The organism is Pseudomonas sp. B21-017 (assembly GCF_024749245.1).
Classification (GTDB): Bacteria; Pseudomonadota; Gammaproteobacteria; order Pseudomonadales; family Pseudomonadaceae; genus Aquipseudomonas.
Genome location: NZ_CP087194.1, coordinates 4257340 through 4280268 on the forward strand (window position 1 = coordinate 4257340; position 22929 = coordinate 4280268).

The window sequence follows — 22929 nt, forward strand, 5'->3', positions numbered from 1 at the left end:
GACCGATCTTCCTGCCTCAGTGGCCGGAAGCAGCCGGCCCCGCCTTCGCCGCAAACGGCGGTTTCGCCAGCCATACCAGCAGAATCAAGCCCATGAACGCCCACCCCAGCAACGTGAAGTAATCCACGGTGGAGAGCATGTACGCCTGGCTGGTCAGTACATGATCCAGTTGCGCGTAGGCCGGGTTGCCCGCCCCGCCCAGCGTGTTCAACGCCTCCCGGGTTGCCGGCTCATAGGTGGTGATGCTTTCACTCAGATACGCATGGTGCTGATCGGCCCGGCGAATCCAGATCCAGGTGGTCAACGACGCCGCAAAACTACCGCCCAGGGTCCGCAGGAAGGTCGCCAGCCCCGCGCCGTCGGCAATCTGGCTCGGCGGCAGGTCCGACATCAAAATGCTCAAGGTCGGCATGAAGAACAGCGCCACGCCAATGCCCATGAACAGCTGCACCAGGGCGATGTGCTGGAAGTCCACTTCGTTGGTAAACCCGGCGCGCATGAAACAACTCAAACCGATGCACAGGAACGCGCCACCGGCCAGCAATCGCAGGTCGAATTTGTGCGCGTACCTACCGACAAACGGCGACAACACCACCGGCAGAATGCCGATCGGTGCCACCGCCAGGCCAGCCCAAGTGGCGGTGTAGCCCATCTGGGTTTGCAGCCATTGCGGCAGGATCAGGTTGATGCCGAAGAACCCGGCGTATCCGCCCACCAGCACGATGGTGCCGATGCGGAAGTTGCGGTAGGCGAACAGCCGCAGGTTGACCACCGGGTGTTTGTCGGTCATTTCCCAGATCACGAACACTGCCAGCGCAATCACCGAAATAGCCGCGCCGATGATGATGAAGTTCGACTCGAACCAGTCCAGGTCATTGCCCTTGTCGAGAATCACCTGCAATGCGCCAACGCCAATGATCAAGGTGATCAGACCCACGTAATCCATCGGCTGGTAACTGGTCTCCACAGGACGCGCCTTGAGTTGCTGGCGCACCACCATCACGGCGAAAACCCCGATCGGCACGTTGATGAAGAAGATCCACGGCCAGCTGTAGCTGTCGGTAATCCAGCCACCGAGGATGGGACCGGCAATCGGCGCCACCACCGTGACCATCGCCAGCAACGCCAGGGCCATGCCGCGCCTGGCGGGCGGATAGACCGCGATCAACAGCGTCTGGGTCATGGGGTACAACGGCCCGGCCACCAGGCCTTGCAGTACCCGAAAGCCGATCAGCTCCGGCATCGAAGTCGAGATACCGCACAGAAACGACGCCAGCACGAACAGCATCGTCGCCCAGAGAAACAGTTTCACCTCACCAAAGCGCCGGCTGAGCCAACCCGTCAGCGGCAGCGCGATGGCGTTGCTCACGGCAAACGAGGTGATCACCCAGGTGCCCTGCTCCGAACTCACGCCCAGGTTGCCGGAAATCGTCGGCAAAGCCACGTTGGCGATGGTGGTGTCGAGCACTTGCATGAACGTCGCCAGCGACAGGCCGATGGTGCTGAGCACCAGGCTGGGCGGCGAGAAAGAGGCGTTATGGCTCATCGCGAATCCTTTGGAGCTGATTTTTTTGGAGCGGGATTGGCACAGCGCCTGTTACTGACGCAGCTGACCTTGTGGGAGTGAGCTTTGTGGAGAGGGAGCTCGCTCCCACAGGGTCGGTGTGATGGCGAATCAGCGGTGCGCGGTTTTGCTGACCGCGGCGCTGTTATCGTGGATCAATTGGGTGATCATCGCGTCGGCCTCGACCAGCTGACGGTCATACACATTGGTACTGAACGAAGCCTTTTGCGGTGGCTGCTGCGCCAGCACCGGACCGCTCTGGTCGCGCAGGTTCACCTCGACCTGAGTCGACAGGCCGACCCGCAACGGGTGCTTGGCCAGTTCTTCGGCATTGATGTGAATCCGCACCGGCACCCGCTGCACGATCTTGATCCAGTTACCGGTGGCGTTCTGCGCCGGCAGCAAGGCAAACGCGCTGCCGGTCCCGGCACCGAGGCTGTCGATGGTGCCGCTGTATTTGACGTTGCTACCGTAGAGATCGGCTTCAATGTCCACCGGCTGACCGATGCGCATGTCACGCAGTTGGGTTTCCTTGAAGTTCGCGTCGATCCACAGCTGATCCAGCGGAATCACCGCCATCAGCGCGGTGCCCGGCTGGACACGCTGACCGAGTTGCACGGTACGTTTGGCGACATAACCGGTGACCGGCGCGATCAAGGTGCTGCGGGCATTGTTCAGGTACGCCTGACGCACTTGCGCAGCGGCGGCCATCACGTCCGGGTGCGACGACACCACTGTGTCATCGACCAGCGCGCTGGTGGTCTTGAGCTGTTGTTGGGCGTTGGCCAGGGCGTTCTGCGCCGAGGTCAGGTCATCACGGGCGTGGGACAGCTCTTCCTGGGAAATCGCCCCGCCGGCAGCGAGGTTTTTCCGCCGATTGAAGTTCTCCTGAGCCTTTTGCACTTCGGCCTGCTGCGCATTGACCTGGGCTTTCATGCCGTCGACGTTACTGTACAAACCGCGCACCTGGCGCACAGTGCGGGCCAGGTTGGCCTGGGCGCTTTGCAGACCGACTTCGGCGTCGTTCGGATCGAAGTTGATCAGCACCTGGCCTTCATGGACCAAATCGCCATCGTCAGCGCCGATGCTGACCACGGTGCCGGTGACCAGCGGCGTGATTTCCACCACGTTGCCGTTCACGTAGGCGTCATCGGTGCTTTCGCTCCAGCGGCCGAAGAATTGGTGATAACCCCAGACGCCGGCTCCGGCGAGGATCACCATGATGGTCAGGACAAACAGCATCACTTTGCGCTTGCGCGGGTTGCTCGTGTCTTGAGCGTTGTCAGGGGCTTGAGTTGTATCGACAGTGGCCATGACGAGTACCTTGAATTAGTTGTGCTGCGTGGCTGGGGTTGCGTTGGCGGCGGTCAGGGTGTCGCCCTGAAATCCGCCACCCAGCGCTTGCATCAGTTGAATCGACAGGTCGATCTGCTCGGCATTCAGGTTGGCCAGCTGACGCTGGGCCTGGAGCAATTGCTGCTCGATGCTGAGCACGTCGAGGTAGTTGCCGATGCCGGAACCGTAGCGCTGGACCACGGTGTTGTAAGAATCCCGGGCGATGTCGGTGGCGTGTTGCTGGGCACCGATTTGCCGGCCGATATCGTGCAACTGGTTGATGGTGTCGCTGACATCGCCCAAGGCTTTCACCAGGCTTTTGTTGTACTGCGCCACCGCGAGGTCGTAATCGGCGTCGCGGGAATCGAGGTCGACACGCAGGCGGCCGCCGTCGAAAATCGGCACCGAGATCGTTGGAGCGATGTTGAAGAAACGGCTCGCCGATCCAAACATCGCATCGCCCAGTAAAGATTCGGCACCCGCCGCCGCGCTCAAGTTCAAGTTGGGATAGAACTGTGTTTTGCCAGCGGCGATGTTCTTGCTCGCGGCCTCGACCCGCCAGCGCGCGGCCACGAGGTCGGGACGACGACCGAGCAGTTCGGCCGGCAATACCGACGGCAATGCAACGGCGCTGGCCTGAAGGACTTTCGGCCGGGCGATTTCGTTGCCGCGATCCGGGCCTTTGCCCAGCAGCACCGCCAAGGCGATTTTCGCGCTTTGCAGGCGTTTCTCGGCGTCGATCAGGCTGGCTTCGGCGCTGGCTTCAAGGCTTTCGGTTTGCTGGAACTGGTACTGACTGTCGATCCCCGAGCTCAGGCGACGCTGGCTGAGGTCGAGCATTTGTTTGGTGCGCTTGAGGTCTTCGCTGGCCAGGTCATGGATGATGTGCGCCTGCCCCAGATCGCTGTAGGCACGGGCGACGTCGGCGGACAAGGTCAGTTGCGCGGCCTGCTGATCGACTTCGGCGGCGCGGGCCTGGCCCAACGCGGCTTCCCAGGCATCGCGCTGGCCGCCCCAGAGATCGAAGGTGTAATTGAAGCTGGCGCCGAGATTACGCACGGTGGAGTAAGTGCCACCCTGCCCGCTCGGGTCTTTGTCGCGGGCCAGACGCGAACGGCTGACACCGGCATTGGCATCGAGGGTGGGCATCCGTGCAGCATCGGCGGCGTAGGCGGCAGCACTGGCCTGGTGAGCGCGGGCGTCGGCGATTTGCATGTCGGGGCTGTCGTGCAGGGCTTCGCGGATCAGGCCGTCGAGCTGCGGGTCGCCGAGGCTTTTCCACCAGTCGCTTTTCGGCCATGCGGCGGGTGTCAGGGTCACGCCATTGAGCGACTGCCCGGCCTTGAGGTTCTTCGCATCGAGGCTGACGCCTTCGGTGCTCAGGCCACTGTAACTGGCGCAACCGGCGACGCTCATGGCCAACAGCACCAGGCTCAGTCCGGTACGCAGGCGTTTACTGTTCATTGCCACCTACCCGCAGCAAGGTGATCGAGTCACCCGCCGCTACCAGGATTTTCTTCAGGATGTGTTCCAGGGCTTTCAGTTCTTCCGGGGTGATGGCCCCGGCCAGTTCATTCATGGCATCGGCGCCGATTTCCGGCAGACGGTCAGTCAACTGTTGACCTTGTTCGGTCAGCACCAGTTGCACCTGACGGCGGTCTGCTTCGGAGCGTTGGCGGGCGAGGAAACCTTTCTGTTCCAGACGATCGAGCATGCGGGTCATCGAACCACTGTCCAGCGACAGGTGGCGGCACAGCTCGGCCGGGGTATCGACGCCGAACTGGGCCATGATGATCAACACTTTGAACTGCGCGGCGGTGATGCCGTGGGGTTCCATGTGAGTGTCGATGATCCGGTCCTTGAGCAGCGCGGCGCGTCCGAGCAAGAGGCCGAGATGGCAATTATGGAAATCGTATGAGGAGAAATGTTTCATCTGGCCACCGATTAGCTGCCTAGGCAGAGAATGTATGACGAGATGTTACTGCCTAGGCAGCGAATGTCAACGTAATAGTTAGGTTGCTTTGTATTTATCTGATCGGCGGCGGGGGGATAGAGTGGTCAATCGTCGGCAGGAACAGGTTCACCCACATGATCGTGAACCTGTTCGCCGATGGGCTTGAAGGCGGGCTTACATCAGGGGAATGGAATAGCTCACGATCAGGCGATTCTGATCCTGATTGCGGGCGATATCGCTGCGTGACATTGCGTTGCGCCAGCCGAAACCGACGTTCTTCAACGCGCCACTTTGAATCACATAATCCAGGGAGATATCTCGCTCCCATTCGCTCGCGTCCTGGCCGCTTGTCGTCTGGATGTTGTTGCCCTTGAGATACATGACCGACGCCTTCAGACCCGGAACTCCCACGGCCGCGAAGTCGTAGGCATATTGCGCGAATGCGGTCCGTTCGCCGGCCTGGATGAAGGTTTGAATGGTGCGGTCGGTGTACAGATAAAGACTGGCGCCGCCCTCGCCTTTGTCGACCAGCCCGCCTTGATTGAGTTGAGCAAAGTTGCTGTCATCGGAAACGCTTTGATAACCCGCTGTAATGGCATGGCCGCCTAACGAGTAAATGAATGCCGCACTCCAGGTATCGTTGTCGATTTCACCCGTCCCGCCTTTGGTATAACCACCTAACTTGTAACCACTGGCACGCCCGGCGGCACTGCTGTTCTTGCCATCGGAAGTGGTCTTGAAATATCGCAAGTCGGTTTTCAGCGAGCCGTACTCACCCAACGGCAGTACATGCAATACACCGGCGAAGTGCTGTTGGTAATAGTCTTCAAGGTTGGCGTAGTAATACTGGGCAGTCAGGTCTTTAGTCAGTTTGTAATCAGCGCCGGCGAAGGTGAACTTGTTGCTTTCCTGGTTGGCACCCGCTACCGCCAGGCCGGCACTGTCGCTGGAACCGCGGCCAGTGGCATGCTCAAGTTGGCCGGCGGTAAAGGTCAGATTATCGAGTTCGTTGCTGGTGACCTGACCGCCTTCAAAGGTTTGCGGCAGCAGTCGACCATCGTTCGCCACCAGAATCGGCAACTTTGGCTGCAAGGTGCCGTAGCGCAACTCGGTCTTGGAGAACCGCATCTTTGCCGTCGCGCCGGCACGCGCCCATTGATCCGCGGCCTTATCGCCATCACTGGGAATCATTGAACTGCCGACATGCCGTCCTTCACCGCTGTCGAGCTTGATCCCAAGCAAACCGATCGCATCCAGACCGAAGCCCACCGTACCGTCGGTGAACCCCGACTGATAGTTGAGCATGAAGCCTTGGCCCCATTCTTCAGTTTTCGACGGCGCGGCGGCACCGTCGCGGTTATCGTTATTGAAATAGAAGTTACGCAAGTTCAAGTTGGCTTTGCTGTCATTAATAAAATCAGCAGACGCCAAGGGACTCAGGGCCATGCCCAAACCGCCGGTCAAAAAACTTAATACTTGAAACGAGGCTTTCATCAGGGCGAACTCCAGCGCAGAAACCATGTTCTGTGCGCAGTAAAAAGACAGCAGGAAGCAACGGGCCCACCAATGGATAAGCCCACGCATTAAGTCATCATTGAGATAAACGTCATGTAACCGTACTAAGTGGCCGTCGTTAAAACCTCCCCAAGCTAAATAAGCACAGCATCGTCATCGTCCTGGCGTTATCAGTCGATCAATCCATGATCGTCATAAAACGGATAAGGCCCGGCGTATTCACCGAACACGGCGTTGTGGGTCACCAGACCTTGTTGCGGATGCCAGCGATGTACCAGGTACCCCGCCGGCTCCAGATTGAAATGTGCGGGCGCGGATGCCTCCAGATCCAGCACGATCTGGTGGGAAGTGCCGGGGCACACACAACTCAACGAGCCGCCGAAGCGACGCTGCATGGGCCGATGCAGATGCCCACAAAGCAAGCGCTCTACCTGCGGATGGCGAGCGACGAGCGCTTCCAAAGCAGCGGTATTGATAAACGGCTCGTGGTCCATGTGGCCGATGCCCGTGATAAAGGGCGGATGATGGAGAATCAACAGCGTCGGTACATGGGGGCGACGGGACAATTGCTCATCGAGCCAGCGCAACTGGCTGTCCAGCAATTGACCGCCATGGGCGCCCGGCCGGGTCGAGTCCAAGCCGATCAGGCGTACCGGATGCTCCTCGACCACCCAGTCGAGCGGCGCGTTGGCGTTAGTCGGCAAATAAGTGTGATGGGTAAATCCCGCCAGTAGCTGCTCGCGATGATCGTGATTGCCGGGAACCAGATAGACAGGCATGTGCAATCGCGCCAGTTCGCGCTTGAGCACCGCGTATTCATCGGCACGGCCGAAATCCACCAGGTCGCCGCTGATGACCACGATGTCAGGGCGCGGTTGGCTGGCATTCAAATGATCCACCGCGCGCCGCAACGCGCCCAGACAATCGACCACGCCATAGGTCAGCTTTTGATCGGCTTTAAGGTGCAAATCGCTGATCTGCGCAATAAGAAACGGACTGTTCAAAATAAGTGCTCTTAAACAAAAAACATCACGAATGCAGGGTGAACAACACGTGTGGCTCGATGGCCAGGGCAATCAGAGCGCCAGTGGCATGAATGACGCCGTCAGCGCTGTCGACCAGCAATGGCTGCCCGGCCCCGACGTCCACCAACAGGCGACTTTGCGCCCCCTGGAAAAACTGCCCGACCAGACGACCGCGCACATGCCCGGCACCGTCCATCACCCGCAAATGCTCAGGACGGCAGTACACCGTCGTCGGCACAGGGATCCCCTTCCAGGGCAACTCGCCACCGCTGACCTTCAAGCCATGGGCGGTCGGTTCGATCACCGGGAACGCATTGAGGTTGCCGACGAAACTGGCGACAAACGCGTTGGCGGGTTGCTGATAGATGTCTCGTGGCGTGGCCAGTTGTGCGATGCGTCCGCGCTCCATGACCAGGATCCGGTCCCCCAGCGCCATGGCCTCGCCCTGGTCGTGCGTCACAAACACCGAGGTAATGCGCAAGCTGCGCAGCAGTTGATCCAGCTCGCTGCGCAGCCGTTCGCGCAACTGCGCATCCAGCGCTGCCAACGGCTCATCAAGCAGCAACACCCGAGGCCGGGGGGCCAACGCACGGGCGAGTGCCACCCGCTGACGCTGGCCGCCGGACAACTCGTGAATGCGGCGTTTGCCGTGATCCTGCAGGCCGACCAGTTCCAGTAACTCGGCGCAACGCTTGTTGCGTTCGGCGGGCGACAGGCCTCTTATCTTCAGGCCGTAAACAATATTGCCGGCCACGTCCAGGTTCGGAAACAACGCGTAATTCTGAAACACCATGCCCACGTCGCGGCGCTCGATCGGCAGGCGTGTGACGTCACTGTCGGCAAAGAAAATCTGCCCGACATCCGGGCGTTCAAGACCGGCGATCATGCGCAACGTGGTGGTTTTACCGCAACCGGACGGGCCAAGGATCGCCAAGGTTTCCCCGGCCTCGATAGTCAGGTTCAAATCATCTACAGCAACGGTGCCGTCAGAGAACGCCTTGCGGCAACCCTGCAGGCGAATAGTGGTTCCAGTCATCGACGCTCTCCACGAGAAAGACGGGCGCTGATGGCTTGCAACGCAATCAGCAGCGGCACGATCATCAACAGAAATATGAGGGTGTAGGCGCTGGCCACTTCCAGCCGCGCCGAGGCATAGCTGTCGGCCAGGCCCACCGGCAAGGTCTTGGTCATCGGTGTGTGGAGCATCCAGGTCAGGTTGAACTCACCCAGCGACAGGGTGACGACCATCAACACTCCGGCCAGTATCCCGGCCCGACAATTGGGCACCACCACACTGAAGAAACGCTTGATCGGCCCGGCACCGAGGCTCGCCGCCGCCTCTTCGAGCGTCGGCAATTGCTGGCGCTGCATCACCGCCATTACTGGGCGCACCAGAAATGGCAAGGTAAACAGCACATGACCCACCAGGATAAACAGCCAATTGCTGCGAAACTCGCCGAATTGCCCGTAGGTCAGCAGCAACGCCAAGGCACTGGCCAAGCCCGGCATGGCCACGGGCAACACCATCAGCTCTTCAAATGCACGGCTGAAGCGGTTGTTCATCCGCACCAGGGCATAAGCCGCCGGCACGCCGATCACGCAAACACACACGGCACAGGCAACCGCCAACCGCAGTGATAACCAGACCGTCGGCGAGTAGCTTTGCCAGACCTGAATCAACCAGTCGAACGTCAGGCCACTGGACACCCCGACGAAGTAATTGCGCGTCAGCCCCGCCAGCAATGACATCAGCACCGGCACCAACATGAAGGCACAGACCAGCAGGGTAAAAACCAGCTGTGCGATAAACAGCGTTGTTCGTTTCACAAAACCGTCCCCGACTGTTTGGCCACGCGCCGTGCCAGCAACAGCACCGCCCAGGTGACTGCTCCGAGGATGACCGACAGCGCAGCGGCCACGGTGAAATTGGCGTAGTTGGTGAACACGTTATAGATGGCCACGGGGGTCACGTTCAGCCGCGTGCCCAAGGTGAACGCAGTGCCGAAAGCGCCCATCGACGTCGCGAAACAAATGGCGCCGCAGGATACCAGCGCGGGGGCCAACCCCGGCACGATCACGTCGCACACCACCCGCCAATGTCCGGCGCCGAGTGAGTGCGCGGCTTCTTCCAGGCTGCGATCCAGGCTTTCACACGCGGCCATCACCGTGAGAATCACCCGCGGAATCGAGAAGTACAGATAACCGATGAACAGCCCCGTCAGCGAGTAAGCGAAAATCCAGCGCTCACCCGCCAGCCCCAGACCGAGCGAGGCGAACAGGCCTTGTCGACCGGCCAGCAGAATCACCAGAAAGCCGACCACCACCCCGGGAAACGCCAGCGGAAACGTCAGCAGCGCAACTAACGCCGAGCGACCGAAGAACTGCTGGCGAGCGAGAAACACCCCGCTGATGCCACCGACCAACAACGCCGCCAGTGTCACCAACGCCGCAAGGAGACAGGTCTGCACCAGGCTGCCAAGGTATTGCGCACTACTGAGCACTTGCCAATAGCCACTGTCGCTGCCCTCGCGCCCCTGCCCACCCAGCACAATCAAATGCGCCAGCGGCAACAGCCAGAACGCGAGCAGAACCGCTGCCGCCGGGGCCAGCGCCCAGGCAGCCGTTGGTCGCAAGCGCTGCAAAACATCGTGGCGGGACGAGACGTCCTGCACGTTGAGCGGCACAGTCGTCACTTACTTGACCTCACTCAGATAGCGCGCAGCAAAGGCTTCCTGCACCGCCGCCATTTTTTCGTAATCGACCACGCCGGCGCGGGCATAGTCACTGTCCGGAAGGAACTGCGCGGCGACGTCGGCCGGCATCTTCATCTCACGAACCGGACGCAGATATGCCTTGGCCCACAACGCCTGCCCCTGGTCGGACAGCACAAAATCCAGGACCTTTTCGGCGTTGGCGCGATGCGGTGCATTGTCGACCACGCTCATCACGTAAGGCACGCTGATGCTGCCTTCCCTGGGGATCACGAAAGCGACGTTCGCCTTGTCTTTGTAGCGCGCACGGTAAGCGTTGAAGTCGTAGTCGACCAGAATCGGCAGCTCACCGGAAAGCACCCGCGCATACGCGGTTTGTTTCGGCACGATGGGCGCGTTTTTCGCCAGTTTCTGGAAGTAATCAATGGCCGGCGCGAAGTTATCCAGGGTCCCGCCCATCGCCTGATTAATGGCGACCGCGGACACGTAACCGACGAATGCACTGGATGGATCGAGGTAGCCGACCATGCCTTTGTACTCAGGCTTGAGCAGATCAGCCCAGCTCTGCGGCACCGGCAAGCCACCCAGCGCATCGACGTTGACCATGATTCCCAACGTGCCGGAATGAATTGCAAACCAGTGCCCCTGCGGGTCTTTCAACCCCGTCGGAATCTGCTCCCAGCCTTTGGGTTTATAAGTCCCGACGACTCCGGCTTTTTGTGCCTGTAAACCGAATGTCACGCCGTAATACACCACGTCCGCCACCGGCGCGGCGTGCTCGGCAACCAACTGCGCCAGAGCCTGGCCAGAGTTTTTATTGTCCAGCGGTACCTGCACACCTGTGGTGTCGGCAATGGCCTTGAGTTGAGTGCCCCAATCTGCCCATTCCGGTGGACAGTTGTAGCAAATCGCCGTTTCAGCGGCCTGGGCCAGGCTGGCCACACCGCACAGCCATAACGCAGCCAGGGTTTTAGTGAAGCGGGTCATCGAGTTTCTCCTCGTAGGGTTGAGTACTTTCGCCTGGCCGGACATGGCAAGGCAGGCAATGGGAAACCGGGGCAGCGCCAGCAATTTGTGCCAGCAATTGGTCAATGACCGTGCTGGCCAGCGTTGCAATTGGCTGCACCACGCTGCACAGCGTGGGGTGCATTTGCGTGCCCAGGGCGATACCGTCGAAACCGATCACTGACAGTTGCCCAGGCACATTCCAGCCGTGTCGGCGCAGTTCGGCGATCAGGCTGATCGCCAGCAAATCGTTGGAACAAACCAACGCGCTGGGCGCCTGTGGTCCGGACAAAAAAGGTTCAAGGGCGGCGAAATCGGCTTGGGTATGGGCGGGCATTTCGATCACCGGCAAGCTGTCGAGGCCGTGCTCACGCATCGCGTCGCCATAACCGGCGTAACGCAGACGGGCACGGTCAGACTGCAAGGCCGGGCCGGCGACCATGCCAATGCGCCGATGCCCAGCGTCCAGCAAATAGCGCGTGGCCAGTGCCATCCCGGCGCGGTTGTCGACCGACACCGCGCTGTAATCGGGATTGCTCGGTTGGTGATAAGCCAGCACAAACGGCGTGTCCTCGCTGGCGAGGCTTTGCAGCACGCGGTTGCTTTCGGCATCGGTAACGGTCAGCACCAGCCCGTCAACCCGCTGGCGCAACAACTCCTCGACCACCGCGCTTTCACGCTCGCTGTTGTAATCGGTGGTCGCCAGCAACAAATTGTAGCCACGCAAACGCGCGGCCCGCTCCATTGCCTGGAATTGCTCGGCGAACACCGGATTGAGGAGATTGGGGACCACCACCCCGATCAGGTTGGTGGTTTGCAAACGCAGTTGACGGCCGAGGCGATTGGGCCGAAAACCCAGTTCGCGGGCAGCGGCGAACACTTGCTCGCGGGTCGCCGGACGCACCACTTCAGGGGAGGCGAAGGTCCGCGCGGCAGTCGCCCGCGATACACCTGCCAGTCGTGCAACTTCTTTCAAATCAGTCATTGTCGCTCGCTTGAGATCGATCTCATTCGCGAGAACATTACTCAGCGAACATGGCGTTCATGCGATTAAAAGATGACATTTTGATGTCAATCGCGGCATCCGATTACGCCCCACCCGCTCAACGGATTTGAGCACAGGCGCACCTGTCAGACCTTCAGCGATCCCGCAGAAATAGACTGGGTGTGTTTCCTCCCCCCACGTCCAGAGTCCGTGATGTCTTGCTCTGGGCTACGAGCGAAAAAATGATAAATGTTCTAGTTAGTTAATTATTGCGATGCCATTATGGTGGCGATTAATCCCCACTGATCAAACCCATACAAACTCCAACCGAGTTCACTGAATGAACATCCTGAGCCGCTCTAAATTCTCGACCAAACTGCTGACAGCGTTTGTTTTCTGCGCCTTGATTACTCTACTCGTAGGCGCCGGTAGCATCCTGAGCATTAATCGGTTGTCCACGGCGCTGGCGTTGACCTTTTCTGACAACCTCGTGTCAGTGGGCAAAATCGGGGAAACCCTGAGCAGCCTCACCGCGCACAACCGTGGGATGTATCGTCTGCTTGATGGGCAAAGAGGCGTGTTACCGGACAGCGAAAATCACCGCCTGCACGAAGCGCTGGTGACTGATTTGAACACTGCAAAAAATGCCTACGCCAGCTACCGTGCGACGCCACTGCAGGACGATGAGCGCGCGGCGGGTGACAAACTGGACCTGGTCTGGCCGACCTACATCAGCACATCACAAAAGATTGTCGAACTGATAGACGCCAAAAATCTGGACCAGGCCGCCGTCATCCTCAACGGCACCAATAACATCGCGTTCAGTGAAGCGCGAAGCCTGATACGGGCGATGGTTGATTCCAACAACCGACAGATAGGCGAAGGCGCTGCTGAGGCGGAAGCGTTGCACCGCACCGCCATACTGTCGTTGACGACCGGGATCATCATTGCGTTCGTCCTGGCAATCGCCCTTGGCGTCTTCATCACCCGCATGATCACACGTCCATTGGCGCTGGCCGTGTCTTACGCACAGGAGATTGCAGGTGGGGACCTCACCCGAGCCATCAGCGGCAACAGCCACGACGAAGCAGGCCAGTTGCTCAATGCCATTTCTGCGATGCAAGGGGGCCTGAAGCGTACCCTCACACAAATCGCCAACGCATCGGATCAACTGGCCTCAGCCGCCGAAGAACTGTCAGCTGTGACCGAAGAAAGCACACGCGGGTTAACCCGTCAGAATGATGAAATCCAGCAGGCTGCCACGGCGGTCAACGAGATGACCGCTGCGGTTGAAGAAGTAGCACGTAACGCCGTCACTACTTCACAAGCCTCAAGCAGCGCCAGTAGCGACGCCATTAACGGTCAGTCACAAGTCAAACAGACCGTGACAGGCATCACCCACATGGTGGCCGAAATCACCGATTCCAACCAGGCAGTGACCGAACTGGCCGGCAATGTCCGGGAGATCAGCAAGGTGCTGGACGTGATTCGCAGCATTGCCGAACAGACCAATCTGCTGGCCTTGAATGCCGCTATCGAAGCGGCCCGTGCGGGAGAGCAAGGTCGTGGTTTTGCCGTGGTGGCCGACGAAGTTCGTGCCTTGGCCCATCGCACCCAGGCCTCCACCGTGGAAATCGAAGGCATGATCAGCACTGTGCAACGCGGGGCCGACGGGGCCGTGAACGCCATGGGCAAGAGCCTGGCACTGGCCACTCAAACCCAGGACCTGGCGCAGGACGCCGGTTCGGCGTTGCAGAAGATTACGGACGGCGTTTCGATCATCAACGAACGCAATCTGGTGATTGCCTCCGCCTCCGAAGAGCAGGCCCAGGTCGCACGGGAAGTGGACCGTAACCTGACGAACATCCAAGACCTGTCGACCCAGAGTACCGCGGGGGCCAATCAGACGGCGGCCGCTAGCCAGGAGCTGTCTCGCCTGGCCGGTTCGTTCAGCACCTTGGTCGCCCAGTTCAAACTCTGAGCGCCGCCGCCCCACTCCCGCAAGGACCACACCGGACCGTGTGGGGCGGACCTGCTTACGACGGGAGCGACCCGGTCTATCTGAAAGGATCGAGGTGTTAGAAATCCCGCTTGTAGAAGATGTCCAGCGAACTGGCCACGCCGCTGGCGGCTTCGAGGTAGACTTTTTTGCTCAGCTTGTAACGCAAGGCGATGGTGTTGGCCGGTTCAAACACGCCTACGCCATAACGCAGGCTGAGCTTCTCGGAGATGTTGCCGCTGGCCACCACACTGGTGGTATTGCCGCTGCCTTGGGTATCGAGCTGGAAGTCCTGAATGCCCAGATCCTTGGCCAACCCGCTAGTGACCCCGGAGCTGCCCATCAAACCCAAGCCGAGGGCGGCCTGGGCGAGCATGTTGTTGTCTTCACCGGTGGTACTCAGCGGACGCCCCAGCACCAGGTAGGACAACGCCTGCTCCTGACTCATCGCCGGCTCGGAAAAAATCTGCGTGGTCGGCTGTTCGGCACTGCCGCTCAAGCGAATGCCGGCAATCACGTCGTCGGTCTGGCGAATCGCTTCGATGTCCAGGTACGGCTGATCGATGGGACCGGCAAACAGCAATCGGGCCCGACGCACCGTCAGCCGCTGGCCGTAGGCGCGATAACGCCCGTCGTTGAGCCAGAGCTCGCCGCGTGTGTCCATGTTGTCGCCGATGTGCACATGACCTTGCAGGTTGGCGGTCAGGCCGAAGCCGGCAAAGCTGAGTTTGTCTTCCCCGACCACCACATCGATGTCCATCGCCATGGCCATCGGCGGCTTGCCCTCTTCGGTCTGCTGACCGATGATCACCGTGTCATCGGAGACCTTGACCGTCGACGGCGGCAGCTCACGCACGGTGATTTCGCCCTTGGGCACCAGCACTTTGCCGACGATTGCGAGTTTGTCGTCCTTCATGGAGATTTTCAGGTCCGGCGCGACTTCCAGCGCGGCGTAGGGTTCGACGGTGACCGGCAACTGCGTGCCTTTGAGGGCCAGGTCCACCACCAGCGCCTGGCCCCAGGCGATATTGCCATTGAGAGTGCCCTGCCCGGCCTTGCCACTTTTCCAGCCGCCGTTCAGCTGTACGGTTTCGCCGGCAATCACCGCTTGAAGTTGCAGGGCCTGGAGCGCCATCGGCAGTTCTGGCCCGGAGATTTCACCGTCGCGCAGCTCAAGGTTGCCGTTGACCTGCGGCGCCAGCAACCCGCCAGACAGCGTGCCGCTGCCGTTCAAATGCCCGGTGAGTTTCTCGACCATCGGCACAAACGGCCGCGCCACCGACAAATCCAGGCCATTGAGGCGGAATGAGCCGGTCAGCGGTTTGTTCTTCGGCAACGGGTTGATCTGCGCCTGCAGCATCAGCTCACCAAGCTTGCCACCGACGAAGCTGAGGTCGGTGTCGATGCGTTTTGGCGTGAGTTTGCTGGTGAGTTTCAGGGTCTGGTACGGGAAGTCCAGCCACTGATCCTTTTCCTTCATGCGCAACGTGCCGCCGCTGGCATCGACGCTGATCTGGCCGTTCGGGCCGCTGGCCGGCAAGTCCAGTTGCAGGTCGGCGTTGAGCCGGCCCTGCCAGGCAAAATCCTTCGGCAGCCATTGCGCCAGGCTGTCGATCGGGAACTGCTTGAGGTGGTAACGCAGCTTTGGCTCCGGCATCAAGCGCTGGTCTTCGCCACACAGGCTGGCCGGGCCGGACATCCAGCAATGGGCACCGAAGTTGATTTTGCCGTCCGCCAGCCGTTCGAGTCTGGCCGGGTTTTGCAGCTTCCAGTCCTGACCACCGGCCTGGATATCGCCACTGGCCAGACGCCCGCGCCAGTTACCTTTATCCAACGCGCCGTCAAGACCGAGCGCCAGTTTCAGTTTCGGTCCTTGCAGGTCGAGGGTCAGCTTCTGGTTTTTGATGTCGCCCTGGCCGCTGGCGGTCAAGGTGCCCAGTGACGTGTCGCCGGTCTGAATGCCGCTGCCCTTGAGGTCGATCTTCGCCCGTTGGGCACTGTCGAGGGTGGCATCCAGATTGAGGCTTTGCAGGCGGTTGTCTTCGAAAACCAGTTGCGTGCCTTGCAGGGCGAGCTTGCCTTGCGGTGCCTTGAGCGTGCCGGCGACATTGACCCGACCATTGAGCTGGCCGCGCAGTTGCGGCCAGAGTTGGGCGAGGCGCGGCATTTTGATGTCGATCTGGCCGGCGAGTTTCTGTTGCAGGCTGCCTTGGCCATTGATGCTGTTGTCACCCAGGCGAATCTGCAACGCGCTGAGGTTCCATTGCTCGCCGCCGCCATCAGCCTTGGCTTGCAACACCGCCGGCTGCCCGCGCAGTTTGCCTTTCAGGTCCAGGTCGGCGGTCAGGCTGAGCCTTTCATTCTTCATCTCGCCTTTGCTGCGTAACGGACCCGCCAAGGTACCCGGCAACTCCGCGAGCCAGTACGCCGGGTTGATCGCCGAGAGGTCCAGCGCGGTATCCCAGGCGATGCCGTCGGCAAATTGCAGGTTCAGGTGCCCTTCGGCCTTGCCCTGCCCGGCTTCGAGCTTGAATTGCGGCAGATGGATTTGGCTCAGGTCGCCGCTGAACGGGCTGTTCAGGCTGAACGCCCCGGCCGGACCATCCAGTGCGGCCTTGAAGTTACCGATGTAGTTGCCGTCGGTGTAGGAGACTTCACCGTTGAAGCTGCGCAGTGCCACTTGCGGCTCGTCGATCAGCGGATAGAGGCGGTGCCAAGGGAAATCCAGCCAGTCGATTTTCGCTTCGGCACTGAAGCCTTTGCTCCAGTCCAGTTGCCCGGTGAGCTTGAGGCTTTGTTTGTCATTGGCGGTCAGGTCGAGACCCGCGATTTGCGCGCCCTTGGCGTCAACCTTGCCTTGCAGCGACAACGCGACCGGGCCAAGTTCGGCAGGCAACGTGGCTTTGCCGAGCAACTGGTAGCCGTTTTTCAGGTCGCCATCGCCGGTGAGTTCCAGTTGATTGAGTTGCAGGGTGTCCGGCAGCTCGGCGCTGGCCTTGAAGCCGTCAGAGATGATGCGCACTTTGGCCGGCAGGTTTTCCACCAGCGGCTGCAATTCGCCGGTCAACTGCCCGTTCAGGTAACCGCTGCTGTCGGCTTTCAGGTTCAGGGTTTTCAGCAGATCGCCGTCGACCTTCAACACCAGCGCCCAGGGTTCGGTGCCCGGCGCCGGCAAGGTCAGTTTGCCTTCGGCGGTCAGCGGCCAGTTGCCGCTCGGTTGCAACAGGCCAGACAGGTTCAGGCTCAGTTCATCCCGCTGCAAGTGCACCGAGTCGATCTGCAAACCCTGTTCGGTCCAGTGCGCCGCCAGTTGCAGGCCTTTGAGCTCTTCACTGCCATTGAACAGCAGACGGCCGACCTTGACGTCACCCAACTCAATGGCCAGCGGCAATTTCAAGTCTGGAAGGCTGATCGGCCCGCTGCTTTGCTCTTCTGCGCCTGGCGGAAATTGCAGGCTGACCTGCTCGGCCTGCAATTGCTCGATGCACAGCGTCATGCGCGTCAGGCACAGTGGCGACCAGGCGAAAATCGCCTGGTTCAGCTCAACCCGGCTGTTGTCCTGCTGCCACAGCAGATGGTCGGCGCTCCACTGTCCACCCAAACGGCCCTGGAAATTCTCCACGGTCAAACCCGGCACAAACCCGAGCGCCCAGCGACTGCCCGTCGCCGTACCCAGCACGATGATCAAGGCCAGCACGACCAGCATCAGCAGCGCCGGGATCGCCAGCAGCGCTATTTTCAAACCACGCTTCACAGCTCAGGCCCCATGGAAAAGTGCAGTCGAATGCCGCCGTCGTCGTCCATCGCGTGGGCCAGGTCGAGGCGAATCGGCCCTACCGGCGAAACCCAGCGCACGCCAATACCGACGCCGGTCTTCAGGTTCGGCAGTTCGAGGGTGTTGAAGGAGTTGCCCTGATCGATGAAGGTTGCGACCCGCCACTTTTCGGCGATGGAGTATTGATACTCGACGCTGCCGGCCACCATGTAGCGGCCACCGATACGGTCGCCCTCGGAGTTCTCCGGGGACAGGCTCTGGTAGTCGTAACCGCGCACGCTCTGATCGCCACCGGCGAAGAAGCGCAGAGACGGCGGCACCGATTTGTAACCGTTGGTGGCGCTGCCGCCGACCTGCACCCGACCGAGGAAGCGGTGTTTATCGAAGACCGTGGTCAGGCCTTTGACCAATGCCGTGCCATACACCAGGTTGGTGTCCGAACCCAATCCTTCCTTGGCGACCTTGGTTTCGAATTGCAGGCGATAGCCATTATGCGGATCGATGCGGTTGTCGCTTTTCAGGTACGAATAGCTCACGCCGGGCATCAACAAGGTACTGAGCCCCGAGTCGTCACCGAGTGTGTATTCCTCGCGTTGCCATTTAAGCGACACCACCCGCTGCCACCCGCTGGGCAACTTGCTGTGCCATTCGGGGCCGAGGGTCAGCAATTTGCTGCGGGAGTCGGTGCCAGCGATATCTTCATATTGATAGCCAGCGGCCCAGCGCAGTTTGTCGGTCAACGGTGGGTCCAGGGGAATGTCGTAAAACACCCCGACGTTCTGCCGCGGTGCCGACAGTTCGGCTTCCCAGCCATAACTGTCGCCTTGCGGGTTGACCCAGTGCCGGGTCCAGTTGGCCTTGATTCGCGGGCCGACGTCGGTGGAAAACCCCAGACCCAAGCCCATGGTCCGCGGCTTGCGGGTGTCGAGTTTGACCGCCACCGGGATCACGTCGTCCTTGGAGGCCGTTGGCGCCGCGTCGACGCGCACGCCTTCGAAATAACCGCTCGATTGCAGCGCCTGATTGAGTTCGGCGATCAGTTCGGAGTCATAGGGCGTACCGGCCTTGAACGGCACCATGCGTTGCAGCAGGTCTTCGTCGAACGGCGTGTCGCCTTCAAAACTGACTTTGCCCAGCGCATAACGCGGGCCGCTGTCGTAGATCAATTCGATATCGGCGACGCCCGCGCGCGGGTCCACCAGCAGCTTCTGGCGAGTGAAGCGCCCACTGAAGAAGCCGAAACGCGAGGCCTGGTTCTGGATCAACCGCTTGGCGTCTTCGTAACGGCCATGGTTAAGCACCGCGCCTGGCATTAGCAGGTCGCTTTTGGGCACACGAAAGGATTTGAGCGAGGCGGCAGGACCGTCGACACGTATCGTGACGTTACGCAAATGGATCGGCTCGCCGGGATCGATGTTCAGCACCAGGCGCGGCGTCTTGCCGCCCTTCACGTCGCTGTCGATTTGCGGCTGGTAATACCCCAAGGCCTGGGCGGCCTTGCGCGCCTGTTCTTCGGCGCCGCGACTGAAGCGCAGCAAGGCTTCTTCATCGCGATCGCCGAGGCTACCGATATAGCCCTCTATATTGGCCTTCAGTTCATCGTTGGACGGTTTGATCCGCACATCCAATTCACTTTGCGCCAGCGCCGCGCAGCTGGATAACAGCATCAACAGGCCGCTGGTGATTCTTCCTGGAACATTCATAGGCGCGGATGCTATCACGAGCTTGGGAGCCTGATAGAGCCGGACTTGTCCCATAAGTTCGGCGATTACGCTGTTGCTGTTTGTAACACCTGCGGGTTGGCGTGGAAAAACACGTGCTCACGAATCGGTCCTACGGCCACTTCGCCGATTTCCTCATAGCCCTGACGCTTATAGAACTCCAGATAGCGAGGATTCCCGGTGTCGAGGATCACGCCTTGGGAGTGCTCATCGACCGCGCACCAGTTGTGCACCGCTTGCAGCAACTGTTCGCCAAAGTGCTTGCCCTGGAATTGCGGGTGAACCCCCAGCAATGGCAGGACGTGCACCGAGTCGGACGGCACGCACGCCATCACGGCGGCGTGGTAATCGAGGTAGCGTCGGGTACAGCGAAACCCGGTGCTGAGTACCATCCGCAGGCGCCAGGCCCAGCTTTCGGTGATGCCCAGGCGGCGTTGCGGCGGCGCGATCAGGGCGATGCCGATCAAGCGGTCATTCACCAGTAGGCCGATGGCCGGCAAATCCTGCAGAAAGTGCTGTTTGATCAGTTCGCGCACCGTCGCCCGGACTCGCTGTTCATAACCGGGGCGTTCGGCTTCGAACAGGTAGCCGAACGTCGGCTCGTGCCGGTACGCCTGGTACAACAGGGAACGCGCTTCGCGGGAATAGCCGCTGTCGAGCATGTGAATATCGGCGATGGCGGTCGAGGTTTCGGGCATAACGGCGGATCTCCCTGGGGCACAGCTCAGATGGCTGCGCTCTTCTTGGTACGAGCCTTGGGGTGGCTTCACAGTTCCCCAGACAGGTATAGACCAAGCGAGGAGCTTCATCGACCGGGCTTGCCCGCGAAGAGGCCGGATCTGCCAACACATCTCTGACAGGACACAACGAATCCCCTCACCCCAAAGCTGGCCCCATTCCTACATGTCAGCTAGCATCGCACTTTTGCCAGGACTGCCGACCATGAAGATCGTCTCCTTCAACATCAACGGGCTGCGCGCTCGCCCGCATCAGCTGGCGGCGCTGATCGAAAAGTATCAGCCGGACGTGATCGGGTTGCAGGAAACCAAGGTCCACGACGACCAGTTTCCCCTGGCCGAGGTGCAGGCGCTGGGGTATCACGTGTATTTCCACGGCCAGAAGAGTCACTACGGCGTGGCCCTGCTCTCGCGCCAGGAGCCGATTGCGCTGCACAAAGGTTTCGCCACGGATGAAGAAGACGCTCAACGGCGCTTTATCTGGGGCACGTTCGCCGACGCCAATGGCGTGCCGGTGACCATCATGAACGGCTATTTCCCACAGGGCGAAAGCCGCGATCACCCCACCAAGTTCCCGGCCAAGGAACGTTTCTACAGCGATTTGCAGCAATTGCTGGAAAGCCAGTTCAGCAACGACCAGCCGATCGTGGTGATGGGCGATGTGAACATTTCCCCGGAAGACTGCGACATCGGCATTGGCCCGGATAACATGAAACGCTGGCTGAAAACCGGCAAATGCAGCTTCCTGCCCGAAGAACGCGAATGGATGGCACGCCTGAAGAACTGGGGTCTGGTGGACAGTTTCCGTCACCTGAACCCGGAGGTTGCCGACCGTTTCAGCTGGTTCGACTACCGCAGCCGCGGTTTTGAAGATGAGCCCAAGCGTGGGCTGCGGATTGACCTGATCATGGCGTCCAACGGGTTGTTGCCTCGGGTCAAGGACGCAGGCGTGGATTACGAACTGCGCGCAATGGAAAAGCCTTCCGATCACGCGCCGATCTGGCTAGAGTTGAGCTGATAACGTTTTGCTGATCATTCCCACGCTCCGCGTGGGAATAATCACCGTCATCGTTCAGAAACCTTACTGACTTATTCTCCCGGCACTTTCTTTGGCTTATTAAGGTGCCGGCATGTCCCTGCGCGTGTTGTTCCTGCTGCTCGGCGCCGTGCTGCCGTTGACAGTATCGGCCGGCGATCTGCCGACGCCCGAACGCGGCCCGGTGCTGCGCGTCCAGGGTTCCAACACCATTGGCGCGGCGTTGGGGCCGGCGCTGGTCGAGGGGTTGATGCATGAACAGGGCCTGCTCAAGGTGCACCGCGAAGCCCCGGACAAAGCCAACGAACAACGCATCGTCGGCGAAACCGCTCAGGGCCGCCGAGTCGAGGTGGAAGTCGCGGCCCACGGTTCCAGCACCGGATTCAAAGCCCTGAAAATCGCCTCCGCCGATCTCGCGGCCTCGTCACGGCCGATCAAGGACAGCGAACGACTGGATCTCGAATCGCTGGGCGACCTGAAAAGCCCGGTTGCCGAACAAGTCATCGCCATCGACGGGCTGGCCATCATCCTTCATCCGCACAATCCGCTGAAGCAGCTCAACACCGAGCAATTGGCACGAATCTTCAGCGGCGAGACGAAAACCTGGGAAGAACTCGGCGGCACCGGTGGGACAATTCATCTCTACGCGCGGGATGACCAATCGGGCACCTACGACACGTTTAAGGAACTGGTCCTCAGCCCGCGTGGGAAAATGCTGAGCGGCAACGCGAAACGCTTCGAATCCAGTGAGCAATTGTCCGACGCGGTGAGTCTGGACCCGCAAGCCATCGGCTTCATCGGTTTGCCTTATGTGCGCCAGGCCAAAGCCGTGGCCATTGTCGATGGTGACTCCCAGGCCATGCTGCCGCTCAATAGCCTGATCGCGACGGAAGATTACCCGCTGTCCCGTCGGCTGTTCTTATACCTGCCGCCGAACGGGAAAAATCCCTGGGCCAAGGCGCTGGTGAAGTTCGCCCAGAGCAGCAATGGCCAGGCGATTGTTGCGGCCAATGGTTTTATCGCGCAAACCGTTCAGGCCATGGCCGTCACACCGAATGCGCTGATGCCCGAGGGTTATCAGGCACTCAGTCGGCATGCCCAGCGGCTGACGGTGAATTTTCGTTTCGAAGAAGGCAGCGCGACGCTGGACAACAAGGCCCGCCAGGACCTGTCGCGGGTGCTCGACTATATAAGGCAGCACGACAAAGCCAATCGGCAGGTGACGCTGGTAGGGTTTGGCGATGCCAAGAGCGACCCCGCGCGGGCCGACCTGCTGTCGAAACTGCGGGCCATGGCGGTGCGGCGAGAACTGGTGAAAAGCGGCGTGGTGTTTCGCGAAATTCGCGGTTTTGGCGCCGAGATGCCGGTGGCGGCCAACAGCGGGGATGAAGGGCGGATCAAGAATCGGCGGGTTGAGGTTTGGGTGTATTGAAGTAAGCACCAAACATTGTGGCTTGGGGGCCTACTGTGGCGAGGGGGCTTGCCCCCGTTGGACTGCGAAGCGGGCCTCAAACCGGCCACCGCATTTTTCCTGGAAAGACGCGGTGTACAATTTACGACTGCTGCG

At 60.4% G+C, this 22929-nt stretch carries 17 protein-coding genes and 1 pseudogene; 4 read left to right on the top strand and 14 right to left on the bottom strand.

Going from position 1 to position 22929, the window contains the following annotated elements:
* Positions 1–16: 16 nt before the first annotated feature.
* The 11 genes from LOY28_RS19245 to LOY28_RS19295 form a co-directional block, all read right to left on the bottom strand.
* Positions 17–1546 (bottom strand): DHA2 family efflux MFS transporter permease subunit, encoded by a 1530-nt coding sequence (locus LOY28_RS19245; protein WP_018925480.1) that lies wholly within the window; start codon positions 1544–1546, stop codon positions 17–19.
* Positions 1547–1675: 129 nt separating this feature from the next.
* A complete protein-coding gene (locus tag LOY28_RS19250) occupies positions 1676–2878 on the bottom strand; it encodes an HlyD family efflux transporter periplasmic adaptor subunit (protein ID WP_258612376.1) in 1203 nt (400 codons plus the stop codon).
* A gap of 15 nt (positions 2879–2893) precedes the next feature.
* Positions 2894–4363: an efflux transporter outer membrane subunit gene (locus LOY28_RS19255; RefSeq protein ID WP_258612377.1), complete on the bottom strand. Its 1470-nt coding sequence runs from the start codon at positions 4361–4363 to the stop codon at positions 2894–2896.
* Entirely contained in the window at positions 4353–4832 is a 480-nt protein-coding gene (locus tag LOY28_RS19260) for a MarR family winged helix-turn-helix transcriptional regulator (RefSeq protein WP_018925477.1), read from the bottom strand. The genes LOY28_RS19255 and LOY28_RS19260 overlap by 11 nt, the downstream gene beginning before the upstream one ends.
* Before the next feature lie 195 nt (positions 4833–5027).
* Positions 5028–6347 (bottom strand): OprD family porin, encoded by a 1320-nt coding sequence (locus tag LOY28_RS19265; RefSeq protein WP_026286361.1) that lies wholly within the window; start codon positions 6345–6347, stop codon positions 5028–5030.
* 191 nt (positions 6348–6538) lie between these two features.
* Positions 6539–7372, bottom strand: coding sequence for a phosphodiesterase (locus LOY28_RS19270; RefSeq protein ID WP_064618825.1), 834 nt, complete (start codon positions 7370–7372; stop codon positions 6539–6541).
* Positions 7373–7397: 25 nt separating this feature from the next.
* Entirely contained in the window at positions 7398–8429 is a 1032-nt protein-coding gene (locus LOY28_RS19275; RefSeq protein WP_018925474.1) for an ABC transporter ATP-binding protein, read from the bottom strand.
* The gene (locus tag LOY28_RS19280; protein WP_258612378.1) at positions 8426–9220 is read right to left on the bottom strand and encodes an ABC transporter permease; all 795 of its coding nucleotides are present in this window, start codon (positions 9218–9220) and stop codon (positions 8426–8428) included. Before LOY28_RS19280 ends, LOY28_RS19275 begins: the two co-directional genes overlap by 4 nt.
* Positions 9217–10086, bottom strand: a complete 870-nt coding sequence (locus tag LOY28_RS19285) for an iron ABC transporter permease (protein ID WP_018925472.1) — start codon at positions 10084–10086, stop codon at positions 9217–9219. The genes LOY28_RS19280 and LOY28_RS19285 overlap by 4 nt, the downstream gene beginning before the upstream one ends.
* On the bottom strand, positions 10087–11091 hold the full coding sequence (locus tag LOY28_RS19290) for an ABC transporter substrate-binding protein (protein ID WP_018925471.1): 1005 nt from the start codon (positions 11089–11091) through the stop codon (positions 10087–10089). It lies immediately after the preceding gene.
* On the bottom strand, positions 11075–12094 hold the full coding sequence (locus tag LOY28_RS19295; RefSeq protein WP_064618828.1) for a substrate-binding domain-containing protein: 1020 nt from the start codon (positions 12092–12094) through the stop codon (positions 11075–11077). Before LOY28_RS19295 ends, LOY28_RS19290 begins: the two co-directional genes overlap by 17 nt.
* Before the next feature lie 340 nt (positions 12095–12434).
* Here LOY28_RS19295 and LOY28_RS30160 point away from each other — a divergent pair.
* Together LOY28_RS30160 and LOY28_RS30165 are read left to right on the top strand one after the other, a co-directional pair.
* Positions 12435–13217, top strand: a pseudogene (locus LOY28_RS30160) (MCP four helix bundle domain-containing protein); the annotation flags it as partial.
* Positions 13212–14075, top strand: a complete 864-nt coding sequence (locus LOY28_RS30165) for a methyl-accepting chemotaxis protein (protein WP_371924316.1) — start codon at positions 13212–13214, stop codon at positions 14073–14075. The pseudogene LOY28_RS30160 and the gene LOY28_RS30165, both read left to right, overlap by 6 nt.
* 97 nt (positions 14076–14172) lie before the next feature.
* Here LOY28_RS30165 and LOY28_RS19305 read toward each other — a convergent pair whose 3' ends face one another.
* From LOY28_RS19305 to LOY28_RS19315, 3 genes are all read right to left on the bottom strand, one after another.
* Positions 14173–17847, bottom strand: coding sequence for a translocation/assembly module TamB domain-containing protein (locus tag LOY28_RS19305; RefSeq protein WP_258612380.1), 3675 nt, complete (start codon positions 17845–17847; stop codon positions 14173–14175).
* A complete protein-coding gene (locus tag LOY28_RS19310; RefSeq protein WP_026286360.1) occupies positions 17844–19571 on the bottom strand; it encodes an autotransporter assembly complex family protein in 1728 nt (575 codons plus the stop codon). The genes LOY28_RS19305 and LOY28_RS19310 overlap by 4 nt, the downstream gene beginning before the upstream one ends.
* Before the next feature lie 65 nt (positions 19572–19636).
* Positions 19637–20287 (bottom strand): N-acetyltransferase, encoded by a 651-nt coding sequence (locus LOY28_RS19315; protein ID WP_018925466.1) that lies wholly within the window; start codon positions 20285–20287, stop codon positions 19637–19639.
* 244 nt (positions 20288–20531) lie between these two features.
* Between LOY28_RS19315 and xthA the strand changes: the two genes are divergently transcribed.
* On the top strand, positions 20532–21344 hold the full coding sequence (xthA, locus tag LOY28_RS19320) for an exodeoxyribonuclease III (protein ID WP_258612381.1): 813 nt from the start codon (positions 20532–20534) through the stop codon (positions 21342–21344).
* Between the two features lie 112 nt (positions 21345–21456).
* A complete protein-coding gene (locus LOY28_RS19325) occupies positions 21457–22794 on the top strand; it encodes a phosphate ABC transporter substrate-binding/OmpA family protein (protein WP_258612382.1) in 1338 nt (445 codons plus the stop codon).
* The last annotated feature ends 135 nt before the right edge of the window (positions 22795–22929 follow it).

Excerpts from the sequence above, each read along its gene's own strand:
- LOY28_RS30165 (WP_371924316.1), top strand. The coding sequence starts at position 13,212 with ATGCAAGGGGGCCTGAAGCGTACCCTCACACAAATCGCCAACGCATCG.
- LOY28_RS19310 (WP_026286360.1), bottom strand. The coding sequence starts at position 19,571 with ATGAATGTTCCAGGAAGAATCACCAGCGGCCTGTTGATGCTGTTATCC.
- LOY28_RS19250 (WP_258612376.1), bottom strand. The coding sequence starts at position 2,878 with ATGGCCACTGTCGATACAACTCAAGCCCCTGACAACGCTCAAGACACG.
- LOY28_RS19245 (WP_018925480.1), bottom strand. The coding sequence starts at position 1,546 with ATGAGCCATAACGCCTCTTTCTCGCCGCCCAGCCTGGTGCTCAGCACC.
- xthA (WP_258612381.1), top strand. The coding sequence starts at position 20,532 with ATGAAGATCGTCTCCTTCAACATCAACGGGCTGCGCGCTCGCCCGCAT.
- LOY28_RS19295 (WP_064618828.1), bottom strand. The coding sequence starts at position 12,094 with ATGACTGATTTGAAAGAAGTTGCACGACTGGCAGGTGTATCGCGGGCG.
- LOY28_RS19255 (WP_258612377.1), bottom strand. The coding sequence starts at position 4,363 with ATGAACAGTAAACGCCTGCGTACCGGACTGAGCCTGGTGCTGTTGGCC.
- LOY28_RS19290 (WP_018925471.1), bottom strand. The coding sequence starts at position 11,091 with ATGACCCGCTTCACTAAAACCCTGGCTGCGTTATGGCTGTGCGGTGTG.
- LOY28_RS19275 (WP_018925474.1), bottom strand. The coding sequence starts at position 8,429 with ATGACTGGAACCACTATTCGCCTGCAGGGTTGCCGCAAGGCGTTCTCT.
- LOY28_RS19265 (WP_026286361.1), bottom strand. The coding sequence starts at position 6,347 with ATGAAAGCCTCGTTTCAAGTATTAAGTTTTTTGACCGGCGGTTTGGGC.
- LOY28_RS19315 (WP_018925466.1), bottom strand. The coding sequence starts at position 20,287 with ATGCCCGAAACCTCGACCGCCATCGCCGATATTCACATGCTCGACAGC.
- LOY28_RS19325 (WP_258612382.1), top strand. The coding sequence starts at position 21,457 with ATGTCCCTGCGCGTGTTGTTCCTGCTGCTCGGCGCCGTGCTGCCGTTG.
- LOY28_RS19260 (WP_018925477.1), bottom strand. The coding sequence starts at position 4,832 with ATGAAACATTTCTCCTCATACGATTTCCATAATTGCCATCTCGGCCTC.